18 protein-coding genes and 1 tRNA gene are annotated in these 21561 nt (G+C 58.5%); 8 read left to right on the forward strand and 11 right to left on the reverse strand.

The window, feature by feature from the left end:
- Positions 1–34 precede the first annotated feature (34 nt).
- The 5 genes from WKI89_RS14800 to WKI89_RS14820 form a co-directional block, all read right to left on the reverse strand.
- Entirely contained in the window at positions 35–1033 is a 999-nt protein-coding gene (locus WKI89_RS14800; protein ID WP_337870905.1) for a hypothetical protein, read from the reverse strand.
- 138 nt (positions 1034–1171) lie between these two features.
- Positions 1172–1507, reverse strand: coding sequence for a hypothetical protein (locus tag WKI89_RS14805; RefSeq protein ID WP_337870907.1), 336 nt, complete (start codon positions 1505–1507; stop codon positions 1172–1174).
- A gap of 3 nt (positions 1508–1510) precedes the next feature.
- Positions 1511–2233, reverse strand: coding sequence for a hypothetical protein (locus WKI89_RS14810; protein ID WP_337870909.1), 723 nt, complete (start codon positions 2231–2233; stop codon positions 1511–1513).
- Complete coding sequence (locus tag WKI89_RS14815; protein ID WP_337870935.1) at positions 2230–3375, reverse strand: MFS transporter; 1146 nt, start codon at positions 3373–3375, stop codon at positions 2230–2232. Before WKI89_RS14815 ends, WKI89_RS14810 begins: the two co-directional genes overlap by 4 nt.
- A gap of 81 nt (positions 3376–3456) precedes the next feature.
- Positions 3457–4089 (reverse strand): helix-turn-helix domain-containing protein, encoded by a 633-nt coding sequence (locus WKI89_RS14820; RefSeq protein ID WP_337870911.1) that lies wholly within the window; start codon positions 4087–4089, stop codon positions 3457–3459.
- A 256-nt stretch (positions 4090–4345) separates the two neighbouring features.
- Between WKI89_RS14820 and WKI89_RS14825 the strand changes: the two genes are divergently transcribed.
- Together WKI89_RS14825 and ugpC are read left to right on the forward strand one after the other, a co-directional pair.
- Complete coding sequence (locus tag WKI89_RS14825; RefSeq protein ID WP_337870912.1) at positions 4346–6388, forward strand: (Fe-S)-binding protein; 2043 nt, start codon at positions 4346–4348, stop codon at positions 6386–6388.
- A gap of 173 nt (positions 6389–6561) precedes the next feature.
- Entirely contained in the window at positions 6562–7707 is a 1146-nt protein-coding gene (ugpC, locus tag WKI89_RS14830; RefSeq protein WP_337870914.1) for a sn-glycerol-3-phosphate ABC transporter ATP-binding protein UgpC, read from the forward strand.
- A 439-nt stretch (positions 7708–8146) separates the two neighbouring features.
- Here ugpC and WKI89_RS14835 read toward each other — a convergent pair whose 3' ends face one another.
- Positions 8147–9088, reverse strand: a complete 942-nt coding sequence (locus WKI89_RS14835; protein ID WP_337870916.1) for a carbohydrate kinase — start codon at positions 9086–9088, stop codon at positions 8147–8149.
- Positions 9089–9191: 103 nt separating this feature from the next.
- On the opposite strand from WKI89_RS14835, the gene udk reads away from it, so the two are divergent.
- Genes udk through csaB form a run of 3 tightly spaced genes read left to right on the forward strand, consistent with a single transcriptional unit; the run spans position 9192 to position 12643 of the window.
- A complete protein-coding gene (gene udk, locus WKI89_RS14840; RefSeq protein ID WP_337870917.1) occupies positions 9192–9845 on the forward strand; it encodes a uridine kinase in 654 nt (217 codons plus the stop codon).
- Between the two features lie 8 nt (positions 9846–9853).
- On the forward strand, positions 9854–11584 hold the full coding sequence (locus WKI89_RS14845; RefSeq protein WP_337870937.1) for a DUF5693 family protein: 1731 nt from the start codon (positions 9854–9856) through the stop codon (positions 11582–11584).
- Between the two features lie 60 nt (positions 11585–11644).
- The gene (gene csaB / locus WKI89_RS14850) at positions 11645–12643 is read left to right on the forward strand and encodes a polysaccharide pyruvyl transferase CsaB (RefSeq protein ID WP_337870920.1); all 999 of its coding nucleotides are present in this window, start codon (positions 11645–11647) and stop codon (positions 12641–12643) included.
- Positions 12644–12645: 2 nt separating this feature from the next.
- Here the strand turns inward: csaB and WKI89_RS14855 are convergent, their stop codons facing one another.
- On the reverse strand, positions 12646–14211 hold the full coding sequence (locus WKI89_RS14855) for an acyl-CoA carboxylase subunit beta (protein ID WP_337870922.1): 1566 nt from the start codon (positions 14209–14211) through the stop codon (positions 12646–12648).
- 778 nt (positions 14212–14989) lie between these two features.
- Between WKI89_RS14855 and WKI89_RS14860 the strand changes: the two genes are divergently transcribed.
- From WKI89_RS14860 to WKI89_RS14870, 3 genes are all read left to right on the forward strand, one after another.
- The gene (locus WKI89_RS14860; RefSeq protein ID WP_337870924.1) at positions 14990–15619 is read left to right on the forward strand and encodes a polysaccharide deacetylase family protein; all 630 of its coding nucleotides are present in this window, start codon (positions 14990–14992) and stop codon (positions 15617–15619) included.
- Positions 15620–16147: 528 nt separating this feature from the next.
- Complete coding sequence (locus WKI89_RS14865; protein ID WP_337870926.1) at positions 16148–16885, forward strand: tetratricopeptide repeat protein; 738 nt, start codon at positions 16148–16150, stop codon at positions 16883–16885.
- Positions 16886–17021: 136 nt separating this feature from the next.
- Positions 17022–18263 carry a S41 family peptidase gene (locus tag WKI89_RS14870; RefSeq protein WP_337870927.1) on the forward strand — a complete coding sequence of 414 codons (1242 nt, stop codon included), beginning with the start codon at positions 17022–17024 and terminating at the stop codon, positions 18261–18263.
- Positions 18264–18287: 24 nt separating this feature from the next.
- On the opposite strand, the gene WKI89_RS14875 is transcribed toward WKI89_RS14870, so the two are convergent.
- From WKI89_RS14875 to WKI89_RS14890, 4 genes are all read right to left on the reverse strand, one after another.
- Positions 18288–18761 (reverse strand): Rab family GTPase, encoded by a 474-nt coding sequence (locus WKI89_RS14875; RefSeq protein WP_337870928.1) that lies wholly within the window; start codon positions 18759–18761, stop codon positions 18288–18290.
- Between the two features lie 155 nt (positions 18762–18916).
- Positions 18917–20227: a hypothetical protein gene (locus WKI89_RS14880; protein WP_337870929.1), complete on the reverse strand. Its 1311-nt coding sequence runs from the start codon at positions 20225–20227 to the stop codon at positions 18917–18919.
- A gap of 90 nt (positions 20228–20317) precedes the next feature.
- The gene (locus WKI89_RS14885) at positions 20318–20803 is read right to left on the reverse strand and encodes a hypothetical protein (RefSeq protein ID WP_337870931.1); all 486 of its coding nucleotides are present in this window, start codon (positions 20801–20803) and stop codon (positions 20318–20320) included.
- A gap of 634 nt (positions 20804–21437) precedes the next feature.
- Positions 21438–21513: transfer RNA gene (locus WKI89_RS14890), tRNA-Gly, on the reverse strand.
- Positions 21514–21561: the final 48 nt, after the last annotated feature.

Here is a 21561-nt window from a genome sequence, read left to right on the forward strand (position 1 = left end):
CGTTCAGCATTGTACAGACTGTCTCCCAGGCCGACTATTGGCGCAAGCGCCAAAGCTGCGGTGGAGCCACCGTAGCGAACCATTCCAGCGTCGGACTGGCCACCAACGCCACGCCGCCCTTTGCAGTCTGGAAAAGGGTTTGGCCTGACCGGTAGTCATAGATGCTTAGGCCACGACCTGTATCCAGCGTGACAATACGGGTTCCATTTTGACCAAGGGCCAAAGCATTGGCCGCATGTCCAGCCCGCAGTGGGAGGGTGCGCTCGAGCCTTCCACTGCGCAAATCCCATATGCCCACAGGATTCTTTCCGTCGGCAACTAGGAGCCTCGAGCCATCCGGCGTGAACGCAGGGTAGATGCCGGTGCAACTCGACTCGAGTTTTGTAATGAGCTTTCGGCTCGAGACCGCGTACACTGCTACGCCCTGCTCGCAGATGGCCAACCTGCTGCCGTCGGGGCTGAACGTGACGGTCTCGATGCGCCCCAGGCCGGAAAAGGTATGTTTGAGCTGCCCGGTTTGTGTGTCCCAGAGTTGTACGTAGCCGCCCCGGTTGGGCACCGCCAGCAGCCGTCCGTTTGGGCTGAACACCGGATACGTCAGGCCGCAGAGGGACTGCGCCTCGAGCCGCAAAATCCGCCTACCCCTGGGGAACTCCATCACCTCCAGCCGCCCACTGGAGTCCAGGCTAAAACGTGTGCTGGGCCAAGCCTCAGCCAGGTTGCACCGCGACTCCGCACTCACCACCAAGCGCCTCCCAGCCCCATCCACCGCCAGCAGATAGCTCAGCCGTGGGAGCCGGAGGTAGTCCTCGAGCACCAGCGTGTCGCCCTCGAGTCGGTAGGCCTGCACGGTTTGCCGCCCCCCCTCGTTGATGCGGTAAAGCGTGACCAAGCGTCGCCCGTCCTGGGTGAAGCGGATGGGGCCATCCTCGGGCAGAAAGGCCACCACTTCGGCCTGGCTGAAATTCTGACCATACCCAAGACCGAAAACCGTCAATGTGCCGATGGCGACTGCCTGGGCCACAAACCGCATGGCCCCAGACTACACCTGGTTGCCTGGCTGGGTTCCGGGCTAACTCATCGCGTTTCCTACAATTACTCCGCACGCGATGCGGAGTTACTTACCCAGTCCAGCAAAAACCGCTGTACTGGGTATTTGTGGGAACCGCTCTCACAGGCGTGGCCTCGAGTCCAGGTAGGCTCGCACCTTTGCCGTCTCGATCTGCCACTGGGCCTCGGCGATATAGGGCTTGAAGCCCAACGCGTGGTTGATTTTGAGCATGGGTGCATTGGAGTCGGCGTTGCCAGTGCGTACAAAACGGGCTTCGGGGAGTTGGCGCAAGACCCTATCCAGCATGGCTGCCTTGAGCCAGCGCCTCAGCCCAAAGTTGCGGAACTCCGGCAGCACGCCGGTGCCTTGTTGGTTGAGGATTTGCCCGCGCCGGGGGTTCCACGATAGTTCGGTATAGCCCACAAAGCGCCCGCTGCTCGTTTCCTGGGCCACCATCGTTCAGCGTTGGTTCCCGGTGGCGAAGGTCATCTGCTCGAGCTGACGCAGCACCTCCGGGGTCATCTTGAAAACCTCGACCTGGAGGTTCCCCCTAGGCGCGGTGTTCATGACATCCAACAACTTCGAGAACACGCTCAGGTGCTCCTCGGGATAGGGCCCCTCCCAAAATAGAAGCTCGAATCCACCCGCTCTTTCTGCGGCCTTACCGATCCACTGTTCAATCAAATTGCGATCCAGCTCGAGCAAATCAAGCTGGTTGGTGTGGCTTTCCAGCGCCTTCTCCGCGCCCAACTCGCGCATAAGGGCTTCGCTGGAAGGAACGCGGTTGTTGGTGCCAGCGATCATCAGCCGACGCCCCTCTTGTTCGGCCACCTCGGTAATTTTGTCCAGGAGCTCGAGTTCTATTCCCAGGCCCCGGAACTCCGGCAGCACATCAATACTGAACTGGGCCACATGCTGATTTTGCTCCATGCGTAAGATTTGTGCGTCACCATAAGCAATAATCCCTGGGTTCTCCGGGTGATCCACCACCCACACCCGTAAGTCCACAATTGGCGGGATATTCTGGGCCTGCTGAATGGTTTCTTCCAGCGATCGCGGTGGGTCGTCGGGTAGACGCTCGGCCTGCATCTGGTTGGCGAAGGTGTTGAAAGCCGCATAGTCTTCCTGGCTGGCGTTTTGGATGTCTACTGGCTGAATATCGAACCTCGAGGCTGCTTTCATACATTTCCTCCTACCGCGGTCTGCGCTGTCCTGCCACCGAATACCCAGAACGCCGCGATCCCTGCCAAGACGGAAATCACACCCGCTACCACAAATACCTCCCGTACCCCAATTAGCCCCGCCAGCACCCCGGCAAAGGCCATCGAAACCAGGTTGGCACTGCCAATCACTGCACCCAGCGCGGCACCGACACGGCCCCTGGGGTGGTCGTCCACCGAGGTCTGCACCAGCGTGCCAATCCCAGCTTGCACTGGAGCCCCCAGCAGCCCAATGAAGCACAACAACACCAGCACATGCCAGAGCTGTCCAACCACGGCAATCAACCCGCCCATCAGGCCCATCCCCATCAAGCCCATGCTGACCATATTGGTGGGCTTAAGCCGCGTTGCCAGCACTGCCACCAGGCCGCCCGCCAGGATCATCCCGGCTGTCTGGGCCGCTTGTACCAGGCCAAACAGGGTGGTGGGTACTTTCAAATCGTTGGTCAGCAGTGGAATAAACAAGATATTTACCGCACCCAGCCCCAGCATCATGACCCCTGCGCCAGTCAGGGTTCCAAGCAAAATACGCGAACGCCCAATAACTTGCACCCCTTCCCACAGCGACCCCAACACGCTGTTGGATTGCGCTTTTCCACTAGGTTCCAGCCTGGGCACCTGTACCAGGACCACCAGCAAGAAAGAAACAATAAAGGTGGCGGCATCTATGGCAAAGGCCGGCCAGTAGACCTTGAAAAACCCTATCAAAACCCCTGCCGCCGAGGCCCCCAACAGTCCGGCGATGATCCGGCTGGTCTGAGTGATGGAATTGGCGGCCAGCAGGGCTTCCTTGGGCAGAATCTGGGCAACCACCGCCCCGCGGGCTGGCCCGAAGAAAGTGCCCACTGCCGACTGCAAAAAGGCCAGCCCATACAGAATCCAGAGGTGTTGCACACCATCCACAAACACAAACCCCAACACCAGCAAGGCCCGCACAAAGTCCGAGACCAGCATGATCTTTTTGCGGTCAAAACGATCTACATAGACTCCCGCCACCAGTCCCAAGGTGAACTGTGGGATGGCCAGCATGATTGCCATGGTGGCAAGGGCTGCAGTCGAGCCGGTGAGCTGGTTGACCATGATGAGCAGGGCCAAGCCGGTCAGGCCATCGCCAAAATCGGGATGCTCTGGGCCAGCTAGAGGGTACGAAAGCCGTTGTACCTTAGGGGATTGACCGAGGTGGGCCTAGTCATCGCCATCTTCCTTGACCTGGGCCTGGGAATGGGGGTGGAAGGCGATGAGAAAACTGTAGGGCTGTGCTTCTTCGGATGGGTCGGTGCTGAATTGCTTGAGCAGTTTGTTGATTGTTTCGATGAACTCCTGGGCTTGCTGGGGGGCCATCCGAACCAGCGTGCGCCCCAGCACCAGCCGCTGGTGCACAGGGCGTTCGTCGCCCAACTGAATCAGGCCGCTCTCCAATCCCTTCTGAATATCTGCGCTTACCCCATCCATCACGTTGTGCAGGATTTCGGTGAGGCTGCTATGGTCTTTTTTGTGAATTTCCAGCAGGGAGCGGTCTATGGTGTAGTTTTTGGCCGTGACCTGGTACTGCTTTTCGATGATGCCCGAAACCACCCGGGTTCCCACCACCCGGATCAAGCCGTGCGCTTCCATCTGACCGACATGGTAATAGAGCTTGGTAGGGGGCATTCCCAGCGATTTTGCTACCGTCTTGACGGTGATGGGTTTGCCCATCAGCTCGAGAATCTGCAACCGCAAGGGATCGGTGAGCACCTTGAGGATCTCTAGCTCCCGAATTACCAATTGGTCGGTAGGTTCTGGAATCGGGGATTCGACTGCTTTGGAAGTTTTAGACATTTGTACTTCTCCAATCATTTAAATACTTTCAAATGATTATAGAAATTTGAGTGATGGCTGTCAATATTCTTTTGATTATGAAGGCGCCGTTTGTTACAGGGAAGTTGGTTCCACTTTTTTTCCGAGGGGACTAATCGGGCACGGAAACCTGCCCTGCGCCGAAGATTTTTATCACCCGACAGGTAAACTTGAAGCCATAGGGTAGAGGCGATAAACTTATACCAAGTTCAATTTTGCTGCGACTGGAGTACACACCATGCTGACCACACCTGAAAAAATCGCGTTCTTTCTGCTGGTGCTGGCCTCGCTCTATTTTGGTGGCGGGGCGCTTTATCGCGTCTACAAGGCCATTCACCGGGGTCAGCCCGAAGACCGCTTTGACAACCTGCCTGCCCGCCTGGGCCGTGCCCTGTGGCAGACCCTCACCATGCAGACCGTCTTCAAGAAGCGGCCCTGGGTGAGCCTGCTACACGCCCTGGTGTTCTATGGCTTTGTCTTCTATCTGCTGGTGAACCTAGTAGACGTGCTGGAAGGGCTGTTTCCTTTCAAGGCCCGTGGTAGCTTCTGGAACGGTTTTAATCTGGTGGCCGACCTTCTCACTGCGCTGATCCTGATCGGCATTGTGGGTCTGATGCTCCGGCGCTATTCGGGTGGCGGTCGCAAGACCTTTAGCTGGAACGAGAAGACCCCTGTGCACGAGAAAATTCGCGGCGGCATCCCGCGTGACTCGGCCATTGTAGGCAGCTTCATCTTCTTCCACGTGGGTAGCCGTCTGTTACACAAGGCTGCCCAGGCCGCCAACCTCGACTACGGCCCCGATCCCTTCCAGCCTGTTGCAACGCTGATCTCTAACTTATTTCTGCAACTGGATGTAGATCGCTTGCTGATCTTCGAGCACCTCTTCTGGTGGTTTGCCCTTGGCTCGATTCTGATGTTCATCCCTTACTTTGCCCGTTCCAAGCACATCCACCTGTTTCTAGCTCCACTGAATCTGGCCTTCAAGAAGGAGAAACCGGGGGCCTTGCTACCCATTGCCAAGGACTTTGAGGAACTCGAGAAAATGGAGAAGTTCGGGGTGGCCAGGCTGGAGGACTTCACCTGGCCCCGCCTCCTGGACGCCTATAGCTGCATCATGTGCAACCGCTGCCAGGAGGTTTGCCCGGCCTATACCACTGGCAAGGCCCTCTCTCCAGCGGCCATCCTCATCAACGAGCGCTACGAGCTGAACGATATCCTCCCGGTATTCTCGAGCGGCAAAGAGAGTCCCCGTCCATTGATGGACTTCGCCATGAACGACGAGGCGATCTGGGCCTGTACCACCTGCAACGCCTGTGTGGAGGTCTGTCCGGTAGGCAACGAGCAGATGCTGCACATCGTGGATGTGCGGCGCGAGCGGGTGATGATGCAAGGCGAGTTCCCGGCTCAACTGAACAACGCCTTCAAGGGCATGGAGCGCAACGGCAACCCCTGGAATCTAGGGTCTGATAAGCGTATAGGCTGGACGGAAGGCCTGGGTTTCGAGGTGCAGACCGTGGGGCAAAACCCCGAGGCCGACGTGCTCTACTGGGTGGGCTGTGCACCCTCCTACGATCCCCGCGCTCAGAAGACCGCCCGGGCGTTTGCCGAGATTTTGCACCAGTCGGGTACCAACTGGGCAGTGCTGGGCAAGCAAGAAAAATGCACGGGCGACGCGGCACGGCGGGCCGGTAACGAGTTCTTGTTCATGCAGTTGGCGACTGAAAATGTCGAGACCTTAAACGCCGTGATGGAGACCAAGCCCAAGACCATCGTCACCACCTGCCCGCACTGCTTCCACACCCTCGCCAACGAGTACAAAGACTTTGGCGGCACCTACCAGGTCAAGCACCACACCGACTACATTGCTGAGCTGATTGATGCGAAGAAGCTCGAGCTGATGCCGATGGCAGGAGAAGTGACCTACCACGACCCCTGCTACCTGGGGCGCCATAACGACCTGATCGCAGAGCCCCGTCAGGTCATCGCGGCCACCGGCCTCAAGCTGCACGAACCCGAGCGCCACGGTAAGAACAGCTTCTGCTGTGGGGCGGGTGGGGCACAGTTCTGGAAGGAAGAAGAACCTGGCAACGAGCGGGTCTCTACCAACCGTTACCGCGAGTTGAAGGGGACAAAGGCTGACACCATCGCGGTGGGTTGCCCCTTCTGCATGCAGATGATGAACCTGGAAACTGCGCAAGAACCCGAAGGACAGGCTCCCAAAGTGCTGGATATCTCCGAGCTGGTGGTGCAGCGCCTCAAGGGAAGGTCAGTCACTGACTAAACAACCGGTTTGTGGAAATCGCTCCAAGTATTGAAGTTCCGGGGGTTTACTAGGTAGACTAACTGCGTACCAGAATAATCCCCGATGGGCTCGCCAAGGCGAGGTCTCACAGCGCGGGAACCAGGTACAGGCTGGTGCTGCAGGGCAGCACAGCGCCAAGGCAGGAGGCCATCATGGCAAAAATTCGGTTGGAGAACGTCTACAAGAAGTACGGCGGCAAGGTGACGGCAGTCAAGGATTTCAACCTCGAGACCGAGGACGGTGAGTTTGTGGTCTTCGTGGGGCCCTCGGGCTGCGGCAAGACCACCACTTTGCGCATGATTGCCGGTCTGGAAGACATTACCGAGGGCAAGCTCTACATTGGCGACCGCCTGGTCAACGATGTACCCCCCAAAGACCGCGACATCGCCATGGTCTTCCAAAACTACGCCCTCTACCCTCACATGAACGTCTATGAGAACATGGCTTTCGGGCTGCGCTTGCGCAGGGTGGCCAAGGACGAGATTGATAAGCGCGTCAAGGATGCTGCCCGCATCATCAAGATTGACCACCTCTTGCAACGCAAGCCCCGCGAGCTGTCCGGTGGTCAGCGGCAGCGGGTAGCGATGGGCCGGGCCATCGTGCGCGAACCCAAGGTGTTTTTGTTCGACGAACCCCTGTCCAACCTCGATGCCAAGCTGCGGGTGGAGATGCGGGCCGAAATTTCCAAACTTCAGCGCCGCTTGGGGGTGACCACCGTCTACGTGACCCACGACCAGGTTGAAGCCATGACCCTGGGCCAGCGTATTGTGGTGATGAAAGACGGGGAGGTCTTGCAGGTAGATAGCCCCCTGAACCTCTACGACTTCCCCGAAACCAAGTTTGTAGCCGGTTTTATCGGTTCACCCTCCATGAACTTTATTCGTTCGCGGGTGCAGACCGAAGGCGGCAACGCCTACTTTGTGGGCGAGGGCTTCAAGGTCAAGGCCAACGGAACCCTGGGCGCCAGCCTGATGCCCTACAACGGCAAGGAAGTCTGGATGGGCATTCGCCCCGAACACATTGGCCTCAAGGGCTGGACATCCATCCCGGAAGGCGACAACATTGTCAAGGGTAGGGTAGAGGTAGTCGAGCCCCTGGGAGCCGATACCGAAGTGCATGCCGAGGTGGGCGGCAACATGATGACCGCCAAGGTGGACGGTCACGCGATGGTGCTGCCCAGCGACACCATTGACCTGCTGGTGGATACCACCAAACTCCATGCCTTCGAAGTAGACGGCCACGAAAAAGCCATTGGTCATGCCATGACCCAGGATACCCGTTCGGCAGCTCGAGTCTAAGGCGCTACCCTAAACCTCGCTGATAAAACCCCGGTCAAATGGCCGGGGTTTTTCTGATTGCTTCACCGACCGGATATCCGACGGTATGCTCCGAACCACTGAGCCCGTCGAAGCCGACTCCCTCATACGCATTCCGGCAGTATCGTTCACTTTTTTGAACCTTCACCTTTATTTACACCCAAAGGTGAAGGGTTCAAGCGGAACCGGTATCATACGCATTTCGGTAGTATCGTTCACTTCGGCAAGCCTAAACGATATTACCGAAATGCTTTTCTACTCCCTTCGGTCGGCTTGAATCCTTCACCTCTGACTGCGGCGGGCGGTGAAGGATTCAAGCGGAAACGGTATCACCGGACAGAACCAGGATGGATTGTGGGACTGCGAAGAATTGCTGGGAACCGCTGCAATGCGGGCAATAAACGGTTGTTGGTAAGAAGCCCTACCCAAAACGCTCCCACCAGGCATGCAGAGGTTGTTCGGGTGGGCTGGCTCCTTCCACCGTGCAGGTGATGGCGGCTAGGTGGCAGGAGGAAGCCAGGATGACCGGGAGCTGGGTTCCATCCCACGAAAGCAGTTCCATCCTCGAGCCAATTTCTTGCTTCATCATCCCGTAGATCAGGCCAGCCGTGAAGGCATCCCCGGCTCCAATCGTATCCACCACCGGTACCTTGACCCCCGGTACCCGCATCATCCGGGTGCGAAAAGCCGCCATGGCTCCGGCGGCGCCCAGGGTCAAGACCGTGACCGGTGCGCCCAGCTCGACCAGGTGCTCTAGCAGAACCTGTGGATCGTTGGCCGAGTTGGGGAAGAGAAGACGGGCATCGTCCTGGCTGGCTTTGAATACCGAAACATAGGGCAGGTAGCGCTGAAGCTGCTCCCAGTAGGTTTCGCTGGGCCTTGCGTGTAGATTGGGGTCGAAGCTAACCAGCACATCGTATTCACGGGCAATCTCGAGCAAGCTTTCAATACCGGAGCGGTTGCGGGGGTCGAACGCGGAAAGGGAGCCAAAATGAAACCACTTGGCACGGGCCATGGCCGCGCTATCCGGGCTGAACTGGGTATCGCCAAAGGCCCGGTAGAAGCTGAACTGTGCCTCGCCCTCTGCGTCTACCTCGGCCAGACTCAAAAGGGTAGGTACTCCCGGTAACTGCCGAATGAAACGGGTTTCAATTTTTCGCTCGGTAATGCGGGCAATAGCCCAGTCACCTAAAAAATCCTGCCCAACCTCGCTCACAAAGCGCGTAGGTGCACCCACTCGAGCCAGGATCGAGGCGGTATTCAGGGCCGAGCCCCCCAAAATCCCGGTATAGGCCAGTGCAGAACGGGAATTCAGATTGCGACCAATCAGCTCAATTAGGATTTCGCCGGTTAAGACGATCATGTTCGCTCTATACTCTAACAAACCCCACCGTAATCGAATGTCCTCAGTTGAAGCCAGTGCGCCTAAAGCTAGCACTTGCTAGTCGTGTACGGCGGTGCGGCGTATGATTGGCTTTGTGAGTCGGGCTTTTGTAATTGGAATTGCTGGCGGAACTGGTAGTGGCAAAACCACCGTTACCGAAGCAGTGATTAATGCTGTGGGGCCACAGCATGTGGCTCTTTTACCGATGGACAATTACTACCAGGACAACGCCAGCCTGCCCTTCGAAGAACGCCTAAAGCTGAGCTATGACCACCCAGACGCTTTCGACCTAGCGCTTTATTTGCAACACATCCAGCAAATTGTGTCGGGACGGGCTGTTTCGATCCCGGTGTACTCTTTCAAAGAATACACCCGCTCCCGCGAAACCATACTGGTAAAGCCAGCCCCGGTGGTGGTGCTCGAGGGCATCATGCTGCTGGTGGATGCTACTCTTCGGGCCCAGATGAACCTCAAGGTTTTTGTGGACGCCGATGCCGATGTGCGCTTCATCCGGCGGTTGCAACGCGATATTGCCGAGCGCGGGCGCACCGCCGAGAGCGTAATCGAGCAGTACTTAGAACAGGTTCGTCCCATGCACCTGTCCTTTGTGGAGCCTTCCAAGCGCTATGCCGACGTGATCATCCCCCACGGGGGGCATAACCAGGAAGCCCTGGCCATGCTGACCGCGCGGGTGCGGAGCCTGGTGCGGGACAGGAAAGTGGGGCAGGGAGGGTGACTGTGAAGCTGGGTAGCCTTTTACGAATAACGGTACTGCTGGCGGCCGTGCTGAGCCTGCCTGCGCTCTGGCCCCGGATGCAGGCCGAGCATCCTGGGCCGGTGGTGCTGATCATGGACGGCGAAGAAGTGGCCGATGAGGCCCGCTTTACCGGCAGAACCTTCCTGCAGGTGATGCAAGAGTACCGGGCTTTGGGGGTAGAGGGGGTGGCGCTCTACGAGCAGTCGGTGCGCAACTGGGTGAACCGGGGGCTTCTGACCTACCACTCAGCCAACACGCTGCAACTGGTCTATCCCAATGCCCAGATCAAGCCAGGATGGTTTTACCTGACCGGCCCCCAGGCACTCCTGGAGGCTATGGTGGCCCGCTGGGACATTCCCAGCGAGAAAGTTTTGATCGGAACCCAGACCTGGCTGGCCACCCCGGTTAACGTAGACTTTTTCCCCGCGGGCTACGACCAGGCCCTGGCCCGCGAACTCAAGGCCCAGGGCTTTTACATCGCGGCCCGGCCCTTCGACCACCCCTACCGCACGTACGATGTAGAACTGATTCCCCCCGAGGCCGATGTGGTGGTGTTTGCGGGGCTGGATGTGCTGGGGTACAACGACAACCTCGAGACCGTCGCAACTGGTCTGGAGGGCAAACCGATCGCCTGGATTGAGGGCACCCCCCAGCGGGGGTTTTCCCAGCTCGCCCGAACCCTGTCGGTCAGGCGACTTTTTGGCATCCGCCCGGAATGGCAGGACAAGCTCACCCCTGCCGAGACCGCCGACAAGTTTGTGCTGGCGGCCCGCGAGCGCGGACACCAGTTGCTCTACCTACGGCCCTACCGACAGCCTGGCGACACCCAGCAATTCCTGACCACCTTGAAGCGCGACCTGGAACGCTCGGGTGTCCCTCTTGGCGAGCCCTCCGCCCGCGAGTTTACGCCTTCGCCGTTCCGGTATATCGCCCTTCTGGGCATTGTAGCGGGCCTGGTTTTGCTGGCCATTGGGCTGCCGCCGCCCTTTGGCGTTCCGGTAGCCGTGCTGCTGGTGCTCTTTGCCCTGGGGGTGGCTCGCGGGGATGCGGCACCCTTGCTGGCGGCGATGGTGTTCCCGGCCCTGGGTTTTCTCGAGCGCCATCTGCCCGGTTTGCGCCTGTGGCTGGCCGCGGTGCTCTATTCGTTGACCGGGGTGATCTTTCTGGCCGCCCTGGGTAGCACTCCCCAGAGCGTGCTGGGCCTGGATCCTTTCCGGGGGGTGTCGCTTACGCTGGTGGTGCCGCCCCTCCTGGTGGCCCTCTCGTTCTTGCCCACCGACTACAAGCCGGCCCTCAACTTCCTGTATAACTACCAGTTCAAACTCGGCGAGGTTGCAATTGCCCTGGTGGGGCTGGCAGTGGTGGCCCTGGCCGTTTTGCGACGCGGCAACGATGCCGCTCCCTCCATCGTGCCGGAGTGGGAATTGCAGCTCAGGGCCTTTTTGCAGGATGTGATGGTGCGTCCCCGCTTCAAGGAGATTTTTGCCCATGCACTGGCCCCTGTAGCTCTGTTGCTGCCCTGGCCGACCTGGCTCAAAAATGCACTGCTGGTACTGGTAGCGGTGGGCATGGGCTCAATTTTGAACACCTTTTCCCACTACCACACGCCTTTGAGCATCTCCTTCTTCCGGGTATTGAACGGAATCCTGATTGGTCTGGCTGCGGGGCTGATAGGGGTCTGGATCATTCGCCGACTGCGCGAATGGTGGCTTAGATAGAAGCATCTAATTGATGAGCGTGCAAAGATGGAGCGCGGGTAGCTATTGGGGAGGGTATCCATGCACGTGGGGGTCAGTGGTTATTACGGCTTTCAGAATGCGGGTGACGAGGCCATCCTCGAGGCCATCGTGCAAGAGATTAGGGCTCGTGGGCACCAGACCGTAATATTTTCCAACAACCCCGGCGAAACCGCGCAGCGCTACGGGGTAGAAGCCGTTAAGCGCACTCAACCCCTGGAAGTCTGGAAAGCCCTGGGCAAGATAGATTTGCTCTTATCGGGCGGGGGGGGGTTGTTGCAAGACAAAACCTCTGGTCTAAGCCTGTGGTATTACCTGACCATCATCGGACTGGCCCGGCGTAGGAGTCGATCGGTGTATGTGTTCAATCAATCGCTGGGCCCCCTGACCAAGCGCGGCGAAGGGCGGGTACGGCGGGCCTTGCGGGGGGTGCCCTGTTACTTTCGCGATGAGGGCTCGCTCGAGTACGGGCGCGGCCTGGGTTTGGAGGTACATCTGGGGGCCGACCCGGCCTTGTTGCTGGTGCCCCCGCCGGTTGAACGCGAACCCAACATGGTGGTGCTGGTGCCCAAATATGGCACCGAGGCGGCCAATGCCAACCTACACAAACTGGCCGACCGGCTGCGGGTGGAGGGCTACGATGTGGTGGTTCTGGCCCTGCAACCGGGTTTCGATGAGCCGGTGCTGGAAAAGTTCAGCAGCTTCACCCGCGAGCTGGCCTGGGATCCGCGCCGGGTGAGCTACCTGCTGGCCCAGGCCGGTTATGTAATCTCGGTGCGCCTGCACGGGGCCATACTGGCAGCGGCGGCCGGAACACCCTTTGCTGGCATCGCCTACGACCCCAAGGTGGCTGGTTTTTGCCGCGATGCCGGGGCGGTGTATGTGGACATGCCAGGCGATCCCGATCTGCTGGCCTCGGCGGTACTCACCCAGCGCCAGCCCAACTGGAGCGCGGTAGAAGCCATGAAAGCCCGTGCCCGCAGCAGCTTTGACCGGGTCTTGTCAGGCCGCCCCCAGGGGCGGATGCAGCGCTCGAGATAGGGCTACAGCGGGATGTTCCCGTGCTTCTTATAGGGCCGTTCTTCTTGTTTGGTGGAGAGCATCTCGAGGTGCTGGATCAACAACCGGCGGGTCTCGGCGGGGTCAATCACATCGTCAATGTAGCCACGTCCAGCCGCTACGTAGGGATTGTCGAAGGCTTTTTTATATTCGGCAATTTTGGCCTGGCGGGTGGCGGCAGGGTCGGGCGAGGACTGGATTTCCTTGCGGTAGATGATGTTAGCGGCCCCTTCTGCCCCCATCACCGCCACCGCCGAGGTGGGCCAGGCCAGTACCACATCAGCGCCCATGTCGCGGGAGTTCATGGCCAGGTAAGCGCCGCCATAGCTCTTGCGGGTAATAAGGGTGATTTTGGGCACGGTGGCCTCGGCATAGGCGTACAGCATCTTAGCCCCGTGGCGGATGATGCCCTGGTGTTCCTGGGCTACACCAGGCAAGAAGCCGGTCACGTCTACCAGGGTCAGGATTGGAATATTAAAGCCGTCACAGGTGCGGATAAAGCGGGCAGCCTTGTCGGAAGCATTAATGTCCAGGGCCCCAGCCATGTGGCGCGGGTTATTCGCAACGATGCCCACCGACATTCCACCCAGGTGCGCAAAGCCCACCAGGATGTTCTTGGCGAAGTTGGTGTGTAGTTCCAGGAACTTGCCATCATCCACGATGGTCTCGATGACTTGGTGCATATTGTAAGGTCGGCGGGGATCGGGGTGCACCTGATCTAAGAGTTCGGGGGTTTTGCGGTTCTTAGGGTCGCCATTCTCGACAATGGGTGGTTTTTCTTTGGCATTTTGCGGCAAGTAGGTAAGGAGTTGCTTGATGGTGTCCAGTACGCCTTGGTCGCCCTCGCACTCGAGGTGGGCTACGCCCGACTTGGCGGTGTGAACCTCCGAGCCCCCCAGTTGCTCGAAGGTGACTTCCTCGCGGGTCACGCTCTTGATGACTTCCGGCCCGGTAATGAACATATAGCTATTGCCCTTGCTCATCAGCACAAAATCGGTAATGGCCGGGCTGTATACGGCTCCGCCCGCACAGGGCCCCAGAATTGCCGAGATTTGCGGCACCACGCCCGAGTAGATGGCATTGCGGTAGAACACCTCACCGTAGCCCGAAAGACTGTCTACTCCCTCCTGAATACGGGCCCCCGCCGAGTCGTTAAGGCCGATCACGGGAGCACCTACCTTGACGGCCATATCCATGGCGTGAGCGATCTTCTGCCCATGGGTTTTGCCTAGGCTCCCTCCCAGCACGGTGAAATCCTGGCTAAACACAAAAACCGTGCGCCCCCCCACCTTGCCATAACCCGTAATGACCCCGTCAGCAGGTGCTTGTATCCCGTGCATGAGCTCGGTTTCGGGGTGCTCGGCGAAGGGTTGCAGTTCAACGAAGGTATCCTCGTCGAGCAAATATTGAATTCGCTCACGGGCGGTCATTTTGCCTGCCTCATGCTGCTTTTTGATCCGGTCTGGCCCGCCGCCCGATTCGATATGTTTGCGTCGCTCTTCCATCTCGGCCAGCAGTTCTTCCATCCAGGCCCGTGTGTTGTCTGCCATAACGTTTGTATCTTACCAATGCGCTTTGGTGTCATTCGTACCTGCTGGTTTAAAGTGGTATTGGCGCGGCTCTCCATTAGAGCGGTTCTCGGAAAGAACCCAGACATCCCCGAAAGTCAAAAACCGTACAGGACTCGTTTTTTGCCGCTAGGATTAATGGCAAAAAGTAGAGTAAACCGCGATAAGGTGTGCCCAGGTAAAACCCACGAGTGATTACGGCTTGGTGCATTGCCTAAACACATGCCAGGACTACTTACGGGTCTGCTAACTAAGAAATCCATGCATGCTGGAGACCTCCAAGCAAGCCGCTTTACCGCAAATCCTGTCACTCAGCAGGCCGAATCCAGTCGAAAAATCAACATACCAGACCACTTGGGTGCGATAATTGGTTCAGGTGGCTCGTAAACGTAAAACCAAGCTTAAAACCCGCTACAAACTGTGGCTGGCGCTGGTGCTCGCAGCAATCGTGGCGGTGCAGATAGGCTATTTCAGCGGGGCTATTCCATTTGCCAGCCACCAAACCGTTGTGCCCAAGCCTGTTCAGAGCTTCCCTGGCGTGTCCTCCCAAAGGCTCCCAACCAAGCCAAACCCGAACCCAGCACCAAGTGTGATACCCCAGGAACAAGCAGCGATTCCCCCTAGTGAAGACCCACATCCAGAAGCCTTAGAGCAGCCCAGGCAGTCCGATCCGGCCATTACACCATCACCGCTAATTTCTCAGCCCCAAACCCCTGTAGAGGAAAAACGCCGCCTACCAGCCTCTGCCTACGCTGGAACTGTGGTGCGCCGGGTTATGCTTGTGGGGGAAGAGAAACAAGTCGCACTCACCTTTGATGATGGTCCCTGGCCCGACACCCTAGCGGTGTTGGAAGTGCTACGACAATATGGTGTCAAGGCTACTTTTTTCTGGGTGGGATTGCATTTGCAGAAACGTCCCGAGATTGCCCGGCAGGTGGTAGCGGAAGGCCATGCTATTGGCAACCACACCTGGAGCCACCGCAATACGCCCATGACCCCAGAGGAAGCCGGTGCGGAGATTGAGCGCACGGCGGTCCTGATCCAACAGACCACCGGCCTAATCACCTCCCTTTTCCGACCTCCGGGAGGCCGTCTGTACAACGGTCTGGCCGATTATGCTTTGCAGCAGGGATATACGGTGGTGCAATGGTCGGTGCTGAGCGAGGATACGCAAGCCCAGGGGGCAGCGACCATCGTGGATAATGTGCTGCGTAATGTCAAGCCGGGCAGTATCGTTTTGTTGCATGATGGCGGGGGAGACCGTAGCCACACGGTAGAGGCCTTGCACAGCATTCTGCCCGCGCTGCAAGCCCAAGGGTATCGGTTTGTGACGGTGCCCCAATTGCTGGAGTCCGGCCAATCCACATCTCCCAAAACCTCCTCGAACTGAGCTGATGCGTGCTAGTGCTCCGGTAACTTAATTCCCGGGATGGATTTGGCTCCCCTAATATCTGGGAGTTGCTTTGAGCGCTTCATTTGGTGAACTTCACCGCATATTAATCCTTAACTTACCAAACCACTAGAGGCTGATTGCATAGCCAAGGTTTGGAAACCCTAGGGTGGTTGCCGCAAAAGGCGCATGAGGTCGTTTGCGTCGCACATGACACCGTGCAGGGGCCGAAGCAATCCAGCAAGCCTAGCAAAGAGGCTGGATTGCTTCGCATCTTCGAGCGCTGGCAATGACAGGGTTGGCCCTGGTTTGGAAGCTACAGCGGTATAGGGCGGTTCGCGTATGGATTCTATTCCTCTGTGATGAATAAACCGCCTTCTTGGTGAAGTTTGAGCTATGGATACCCCATGTTATTTTCTGAAACCGCTGTTATTTCCTGAAACCGCCCTATGAAAGAAGACTGATGCTGTTTTGGCGATGTGCTCTTTTCTCAGCAATCCCGATACAATAGGCTGTTGAGTCGAAACGATGGAAGAACTGAATCAGGTCATCCGTTCCGGGCGCTACGAGGAAGCCCGCAGCCGCATTCTGACTGGCGAAGAGGGGGATGCCGATGGGCTGGCGGTGTTGCTGGAACTGCGGGACTGGCTGCGGCTGAAGGAATATGGCAAGGCCCAAAAGCTTTTGGAACAGGATGGCGATCTAATCGCAGGCTACCTGGATGTGCCGCGAGCCAAGGCCGCTATCGAAGCCTTTGATACCGAGGATGAGGGCCGAATCGTCTCCTACCTCGAGGATCCCCACCTGAGCGCAGAAGCTTGGGCCGCGCTGGGCCTGGTTCGTATCCGCAACGGCCACCGACAAGAGGCCCAGGAAGCCTTTGAGATGGCCCTAAAGCGCGATCCCGGCCACTACCGCGCCAAGACCAACCTGGCCAACATGACCCTCGAGGCCGGCCAGACCGATGAAGCCATCCGCATGTACGAAGAAGTACTGAAGCTCAACCCCGAGTACGCCCTCGCCCACCACAACCTGGGCGCGGCCTACCGCAAAAAAGGCCAGATTGACAAATCGGTCTACCACATCAAGCGGGGCCAACGCTTGCAGATGCAGCCCGCAACCCGTCCGCCCCGCGTGGCACCGGGTGCTTCGGCCCCGCCGCCCATGCCCGAACGCCGCCCCTTGCTGGGCCGCTTTGGCAGCCGCTGGTGGTGGTGGCTGCTTGTGATTGTGGTGGTGTACTGGCTGCTGAACCGTCAACCCTGAGCGTTGCCCACGAATAATCAGTACAACGGTTTTTACGGTGCTGGGTAAATTGCGCGGCACCGTGTGTGGCGAATTGCGGGAAACGTAACGAGAAGCGTTCACAGTTTCCATCTGGGGTCTTGCTAGAGTGGATTCCATGCGTATGCGCTTATGGGTGCTGGCTTTTGTGGCATGGGTGGGCCTGGTTGGGGCTTCGCCCGCCAGTGATTTGCTGCAACAGGCGGTGGGTGAACTGCGAACGCACTACTATGGCTACAGCCCGGTGGATTGGGATGTGCTGGCCGAGCAGTCCGGGCATGAGTTGGAGCAAGCCTGTACAGGCCAGCCGCAGTGTGGGGTTGAGACAGCGGCGCGGATTATCGCTCGTCTGGTGCGGAATATAGGCGATGGTCACACCTTTTATCTAAGCCCACAGCGCTACCAGCAGTTTCGGGCCTGGCTTGCTGGACAGCCCGATTCGACGCCGATCTATGGCATTACCATCCCGGCTTTTTCGGACGGGCGGGTGCTGATTGGCGAGGTGCGCCCCCGGAGTGCCGCCGATCTGGCCGGGGTGCGCCCTTATGACCGGGTGGTGGCGGTGAACGGAGCGCCGATAAGCAGCCTGGAAGATTTCAGGGCCCGTATCAACACCGACCAGCCGGTGCAACTAACGCTTTTGCGGGGGGAAGAGCGCTTGCAACTCACCCTAAGCCGCCAACCCTATAGTCTGCCGGTGTTACCTACCCTGCATGCGCCCAGGGGTTTGCCGGAAGGGGTATTTGTGCTGCGCATCCCCGACTTTGCGGTCTACCAGCAGATTGGCCCCAGGGTGCATCAACTGGTATTGGAAGCCCAGGCCAACGGCGCAAAAGCCCTCATTGTGGATTTGCGGGATAATTCGGGCGGGGAAGAGACCGAGTGCCAGGGTGCGCCCGGTGCTTTTGTGGGCAATTTTGCCCTGGAGATGCGTACGCGCAGTGCCAGTGTACCTTTTGGCTATGCCGATGGGGCCATCCTGGGTAACGACCCCAAAGACCCCAACCCGCCCTACCATCTGGAGCAGCCAGCCCGTTTTACCGGTCGGGTTGCCGTGCTGGTGAGCCGCGGAACGGCCTCTTGTGGCGAGATTATGGCCTATGTGCTTCAGCAGTTTGGCGGTATCAAGGTAATTGGTCAGCGTACGGCGGGGGTGATGAACACCGCTACCGAGTTCTGGCCTTTGGCGGACGGTTCGGCGCTGGCCATTACTTATGTTCGTACCTTCAAGACCAGTGGCGAGGCCCTGCCCGAGTATGTCACCCCCGATATTGAGATGGTCTACGACCCCGAGGCCATTGCCCGTACCGGGCGCGATGCCATGCTGGAGAAGGCCCTCGAGGTCATGGGGATTCGCTGACCTGGGGTGTTTCTTCGGCAGCTTTCAGGATTGTTCCAGCATCCGTCTGGCCAGCTCCGCGAAGCTCTCTTCAACACCCTCGCCGGTTTTGGCGCTGGTGTAGCGAACCTCCCATCCCCTGGCCAGAAGCTGGCCTACCTCCGCCTCACCGATTTTCCACGGGAGGTCGTGCTTGTTGAGCATCAGGATGAAGGGCACCGAGCCCATCACCTCCTGGGCGCGTTGCTGGATGTTTTGGGCGACCTCGAGGGTCTCGGGGCGGGTACCATCGGCCACCAGCAGGTAGCCCGAACTCCCGCGCAGGTAAAACGATTGCACCCGCTGGAACTGGTCCTCGCCATAGAGATCCCACAACACCAGGCTCACTTCCTGGCTGCCTACTTCGATGACTTTCTTATCTATTTTGACCCCTACCGTGGTCTGGTATTTTTCCGAAAAAATGCTGTGTACATACCGGGCAACCAGGCTGGTTTTGCCCACGGCGAAGGCACCCAACATACATATTTTTTTCTGGATCACCTATGAGCCCCCCACCCCTTTTGGATTGCACCCGCGTGTTCGATTATCCGCACGATTTATCTCGACAAATGCGAATGCAGTCTAAGCTCGCAAGCACCCTGGGCGCAAGGGGATGGAGCGTAGGGTGGTTGAGGCTACTGAGGGGGCTCGAGGGCCAGTTCACTGGCATCGAGCTGCTCCACGCCCAGCAGGGGGGCCAGGTTGCGCAGGCGGCTGAGCCAGGCCCGGGTGCTGCTGCCCGAGACCACCAACACCCCGTCGCGCCAGGTCAGGCGCACCGTGCTGGGGGTGTCCATGCGTTGCTGCACGCGCCTGAGCACGATTTCGGGCTCGAGGGACTGGTAGGGCTGCCAGGTGGCCCGAAGCTGCTCGGGGCGAAGGGGGAGACCTTCCAGCAGGCTGGCGGGGTCGGCAGCCAGGGGGTCGCGCAGGCCCCGCAGCTCGTAGCGTCGGGGTGCATCGGTGACGACGAGGCCGGGGGTGCTGGAAAGGCGCTCGAGATAGGCCCTCCAGGCCCGGTCGGCCTGGAAGTTGCTCCACCCCCACCCGCCCAGCGCTGCCAGCAAAACCCCCCCAACAAGCAAAGCCGCATAAGGGCGGCGGCCCTCGGGGCGCTTGTACTGGGTTTCCAGCAGGGTCTCCAGCATGGGGCGGGCATCGGCAAAAATCTTGTTGTCTCCTGCGTAGTGCCGCAGTTCATCGGCGAAACGGGTGTGAACCTCCGAGAGCACGTCCTGCAAACGCCCCTGTAAAGCCGGCGGTGGGGTGCCGCGCACCACCGCGGCCAGTACCGCCAGGCCACTTTGTTCTACCACCAGTACCCGTTCGCCGAAATTCACCGTGTTGAGCCCGGCCATGGGGTCGAAGGAATCCCGTACAAAATCGCCGATGGCGGTCAGCATCCCCGAGACCAGGGCACCGTCCTGAACGTTGACGCCTTCGGCTACCTGGTGGGCCAGCAGCAGCCCGCTCTCGCGATGGATCAGCAAAACCTGCTCGACGCGGTAAAGCAAGGTGTGCGAGAGCACCACCTCCGCGAAGGTTTTCCCGGTAGAGAGGGCCTCGAGCCGCCAGCGTAGGCCCCGCAGGCTAAAGACCTGGTCGAGGGTCTGGTTGAGGCTTTGGGTCAGGGCGGCGAACAGGCTGGCTACTGCCCGACGAATGGCCGGCAGCAGAACCGGGAACAGGATTTCAACCAACAGCTTGGGGTTGCGCTTTACCAGCCGCACGAAAGTTTCCTCGAGTATCGGGTTGAGTGCGTGCTGTACCGATTTATCGGTCTTGGTGCGGCGAACGAGGGCCCCCGGCAGGGCTTGGGAAACCTGCTCTTCCCACAGTTCGGGGTTTTGCAGGGCCTCCAAAGCCTCCTGTTCGGGCTGGAGCAGCAACCGTCGCAGCACCTCGAGGTCATCGGGTGGGAGGGGTGGAGGAGGGGTGTGGGCCATGGCTAAAGAACGCTTAGGAGAGCGGGAGCAGGGGGTAGGGGATAGGTCGTTTTCTCCTGCTCTCCCATTTCCGCCCTATCCATCGTTCCTCTAATCTTTCCGCAACTTATCGGCCATGTTTGCCAGTAGATCGGCCAGGGTTTTTCGGTCGGTTTTGTGTAGGCGTAACTCGTCAATGGCAGTTTGCAGGTGCGAGCCGAGCTGATCCAATTTTTTGTTCAGTTCCTTGCCTTGGTCTTTCAGGTCGGCCCGCATTTCTTTCATCTGCGAGGCCAGTTTGCCTTCTAAATTATCCACCGCAGCATCCAGACTCCCTTGCAGCGAATTGTCGGCGATCTGCCGCTCCTGGGCTTCTTGCTCCAACAGCCCTACCAGTCGGCTTTCCAACGCTGTAATGCGCTCCAACAATCCCTGGTTCATCTGGGTTGCAGTAGCTTGTAAACGATCTTCTAGGCTTGCAAGTTGGCGCTCGAACTCGAGCATCTGCTGCCCGAACAGGATCGAGCGAATCTGCTCGAGGTGGGCATCCGGGTTCTCGGCAGCCTTGGTTTCTTCGACGACCCCACGTTTTGACATGAAACTACCTTACCATAGCAGTTTTTGCCCGTACCTCTTCACGGATGCCGGATTCAAGGATCAAGTTCCATCGCAGGTTGCTCGAAGGTGACTAGCGCTGCCGACGATACATCGAGCGCAGGCCGCTATTTATATCGCAGCCTCAATTCGTCTATGACGTAATTGAACTATTTTATTCTTATGCAAAGCAATGCCTTGACGGTCAGTGCCCACCTCGAGGAGGTTCCACAATGAGCGCAAGGCCGCACTCGAGCGCCTGCGAACCCTGTGCCTCGAGCTACTCGAAGGTTACAACAGAAACCATGCTCTATGACATGCCCTGCTGCCAATATCCAGCAGCCAAAGAGCTTGAAATTGCCTTTGCCATTCAGAAAAACCACATTTCGTTCTACGTACTCAAGCAGAGGTGATGCAGGCCAACCGTGATCTCTTACAAGTCAGCTGCGGCAAAAGCTGTATCCGTTACTCCAAACCCGAGAAGATTAATTTCGATGTAGTACGGAAGATCCTGCTTGATACTCTGAGCTCGAGCAGTCCAAATAAAACCCCCTCTTCTTTTGGGAGGGGGGTTGGGGTCTTTAAGTTGGAAACCAACAAAAACCCCCACCTTATGAGGTGGGGGGAAGGGGAGTTATGGAGCGGGAAACGAGACTCGAACTCGCGACCCCAACCTTGGCAAGGTTGTGCTCTACCAACTGAGCTATTCCCGCAAAGAAAAAACCTCTGCACTGCCCTACTCTCCCAGAGCCCTTCGACTC

It is taken from the genome of Meiothermus sp. (assembly GCF_037443965.1).
In the GTDB taxonomy this organism is placed as follows: domain Bacteria; phylum Deinococcota; class Deinococci; order Deinococcales; family Thermaceae; genus Meiothermus.

Coding starts and splice junctions, on each gene's coding strand:
- WKI89_RS14825 (WP_337870912.1), top strand. CDS start 4,346: ATGCTGACCACACCTGAAAAAATCGCGTTCTTTCTGCTGGTGCTGGCC.
- WKI89_RS14875 (WP_337870928.1), bottom strand. CDS start 18,761: ATGTTGGGTGCCTTCGCCGTGGGCAAAACCAGCCTGGTTGCCCGGTAT.
- udk (WP_337870917.1), top strand. CDS start 9,192: ATGATTGGCTTTGTGAGTCGGGCTTTTGTAATTGGAATTGCTGGCGGA.
- WKI89_RS14870 (WP_337870927.1), top strand. CDS start 17,022: ATGCGTATGCGCTTATGGGTGCTGGCTTTTGTGGCATGGGTGGGCCTG.
- WKI89_RS14865 (WP_337870926.1), top strand. CDS start 16,148: ATGGAAGAACTGAATCAGGTCATCCGTTCCGGGCGCTACGAGGAAGCC.
- WKI89_RS14835 (WP_337870916.1), bottom strand. CDS start 9,088: ATGATCGTCTTAACCGGCGAAATCCTAATTGAGCTGATTGGTCGCAAT.
- WKI89_RS14805 (WP_337870907.1), bottom strand. CDS start 1,507: ATGGTGGCCCAGGAAACGAGCAGCGGGCGCTTTGTGGGCTATACCGAA.
- WKI89_RS14800 (WP_337870905.1), bottom strand. CDS start 1,033: ATGCGGTTTGTGGCCCAGGCAGTCGCCATCGGCACATTGACGGTTTTC.
- WKI89_RS14855 (WP_337870922.1), bottom strand. CDS start 14,211: ATGGCAGACAACACACGGGCCTGGATGGAAGAACTGCTGGCCGAGATG.
- WKI89_RS14820 (WP_337870911.1), bottom strand. CDS start 4,089: ATGTCTAAAACTTCCAAAGCAGTCGAATCCCCGATTCCAGAACCTACC.
- WKI89_RS14880 (WP_337870929.1), bottom strand. CDS start 20,227: ATGGCCCACACCCCTCCTCCACCCCTCCCACCCGATGACCTCGAGGTG.
- ugpC (WP_337870914.1), top strand. CDS start 6,562: ATGGCAAAAATTCGGTTGGAGAACGTCTACAAGAAGTACGGCGGCAAG.
- WKI89_RS14885 (WP_337870931.1), bottom strand. CDS start 20,803: ATGTCAAAACGTGGGGTCGTCGAAGAAACCAAGGCTGCCGAGAACCCG.
- csaB (WP_337870920.1), top strand. CDS start 11,645: ATGCACGTGGGGGTCAGTGGTTATTACGGCTTTCAGAATGCGGGTGAC.
- WKI89_RS14810 (WP_337870909.1), bottom strand. CDS start 2,233: ATGAAAGCAGCCTCGAGGTTCGATATTCAGCCAGTAGACATCCAAAAC.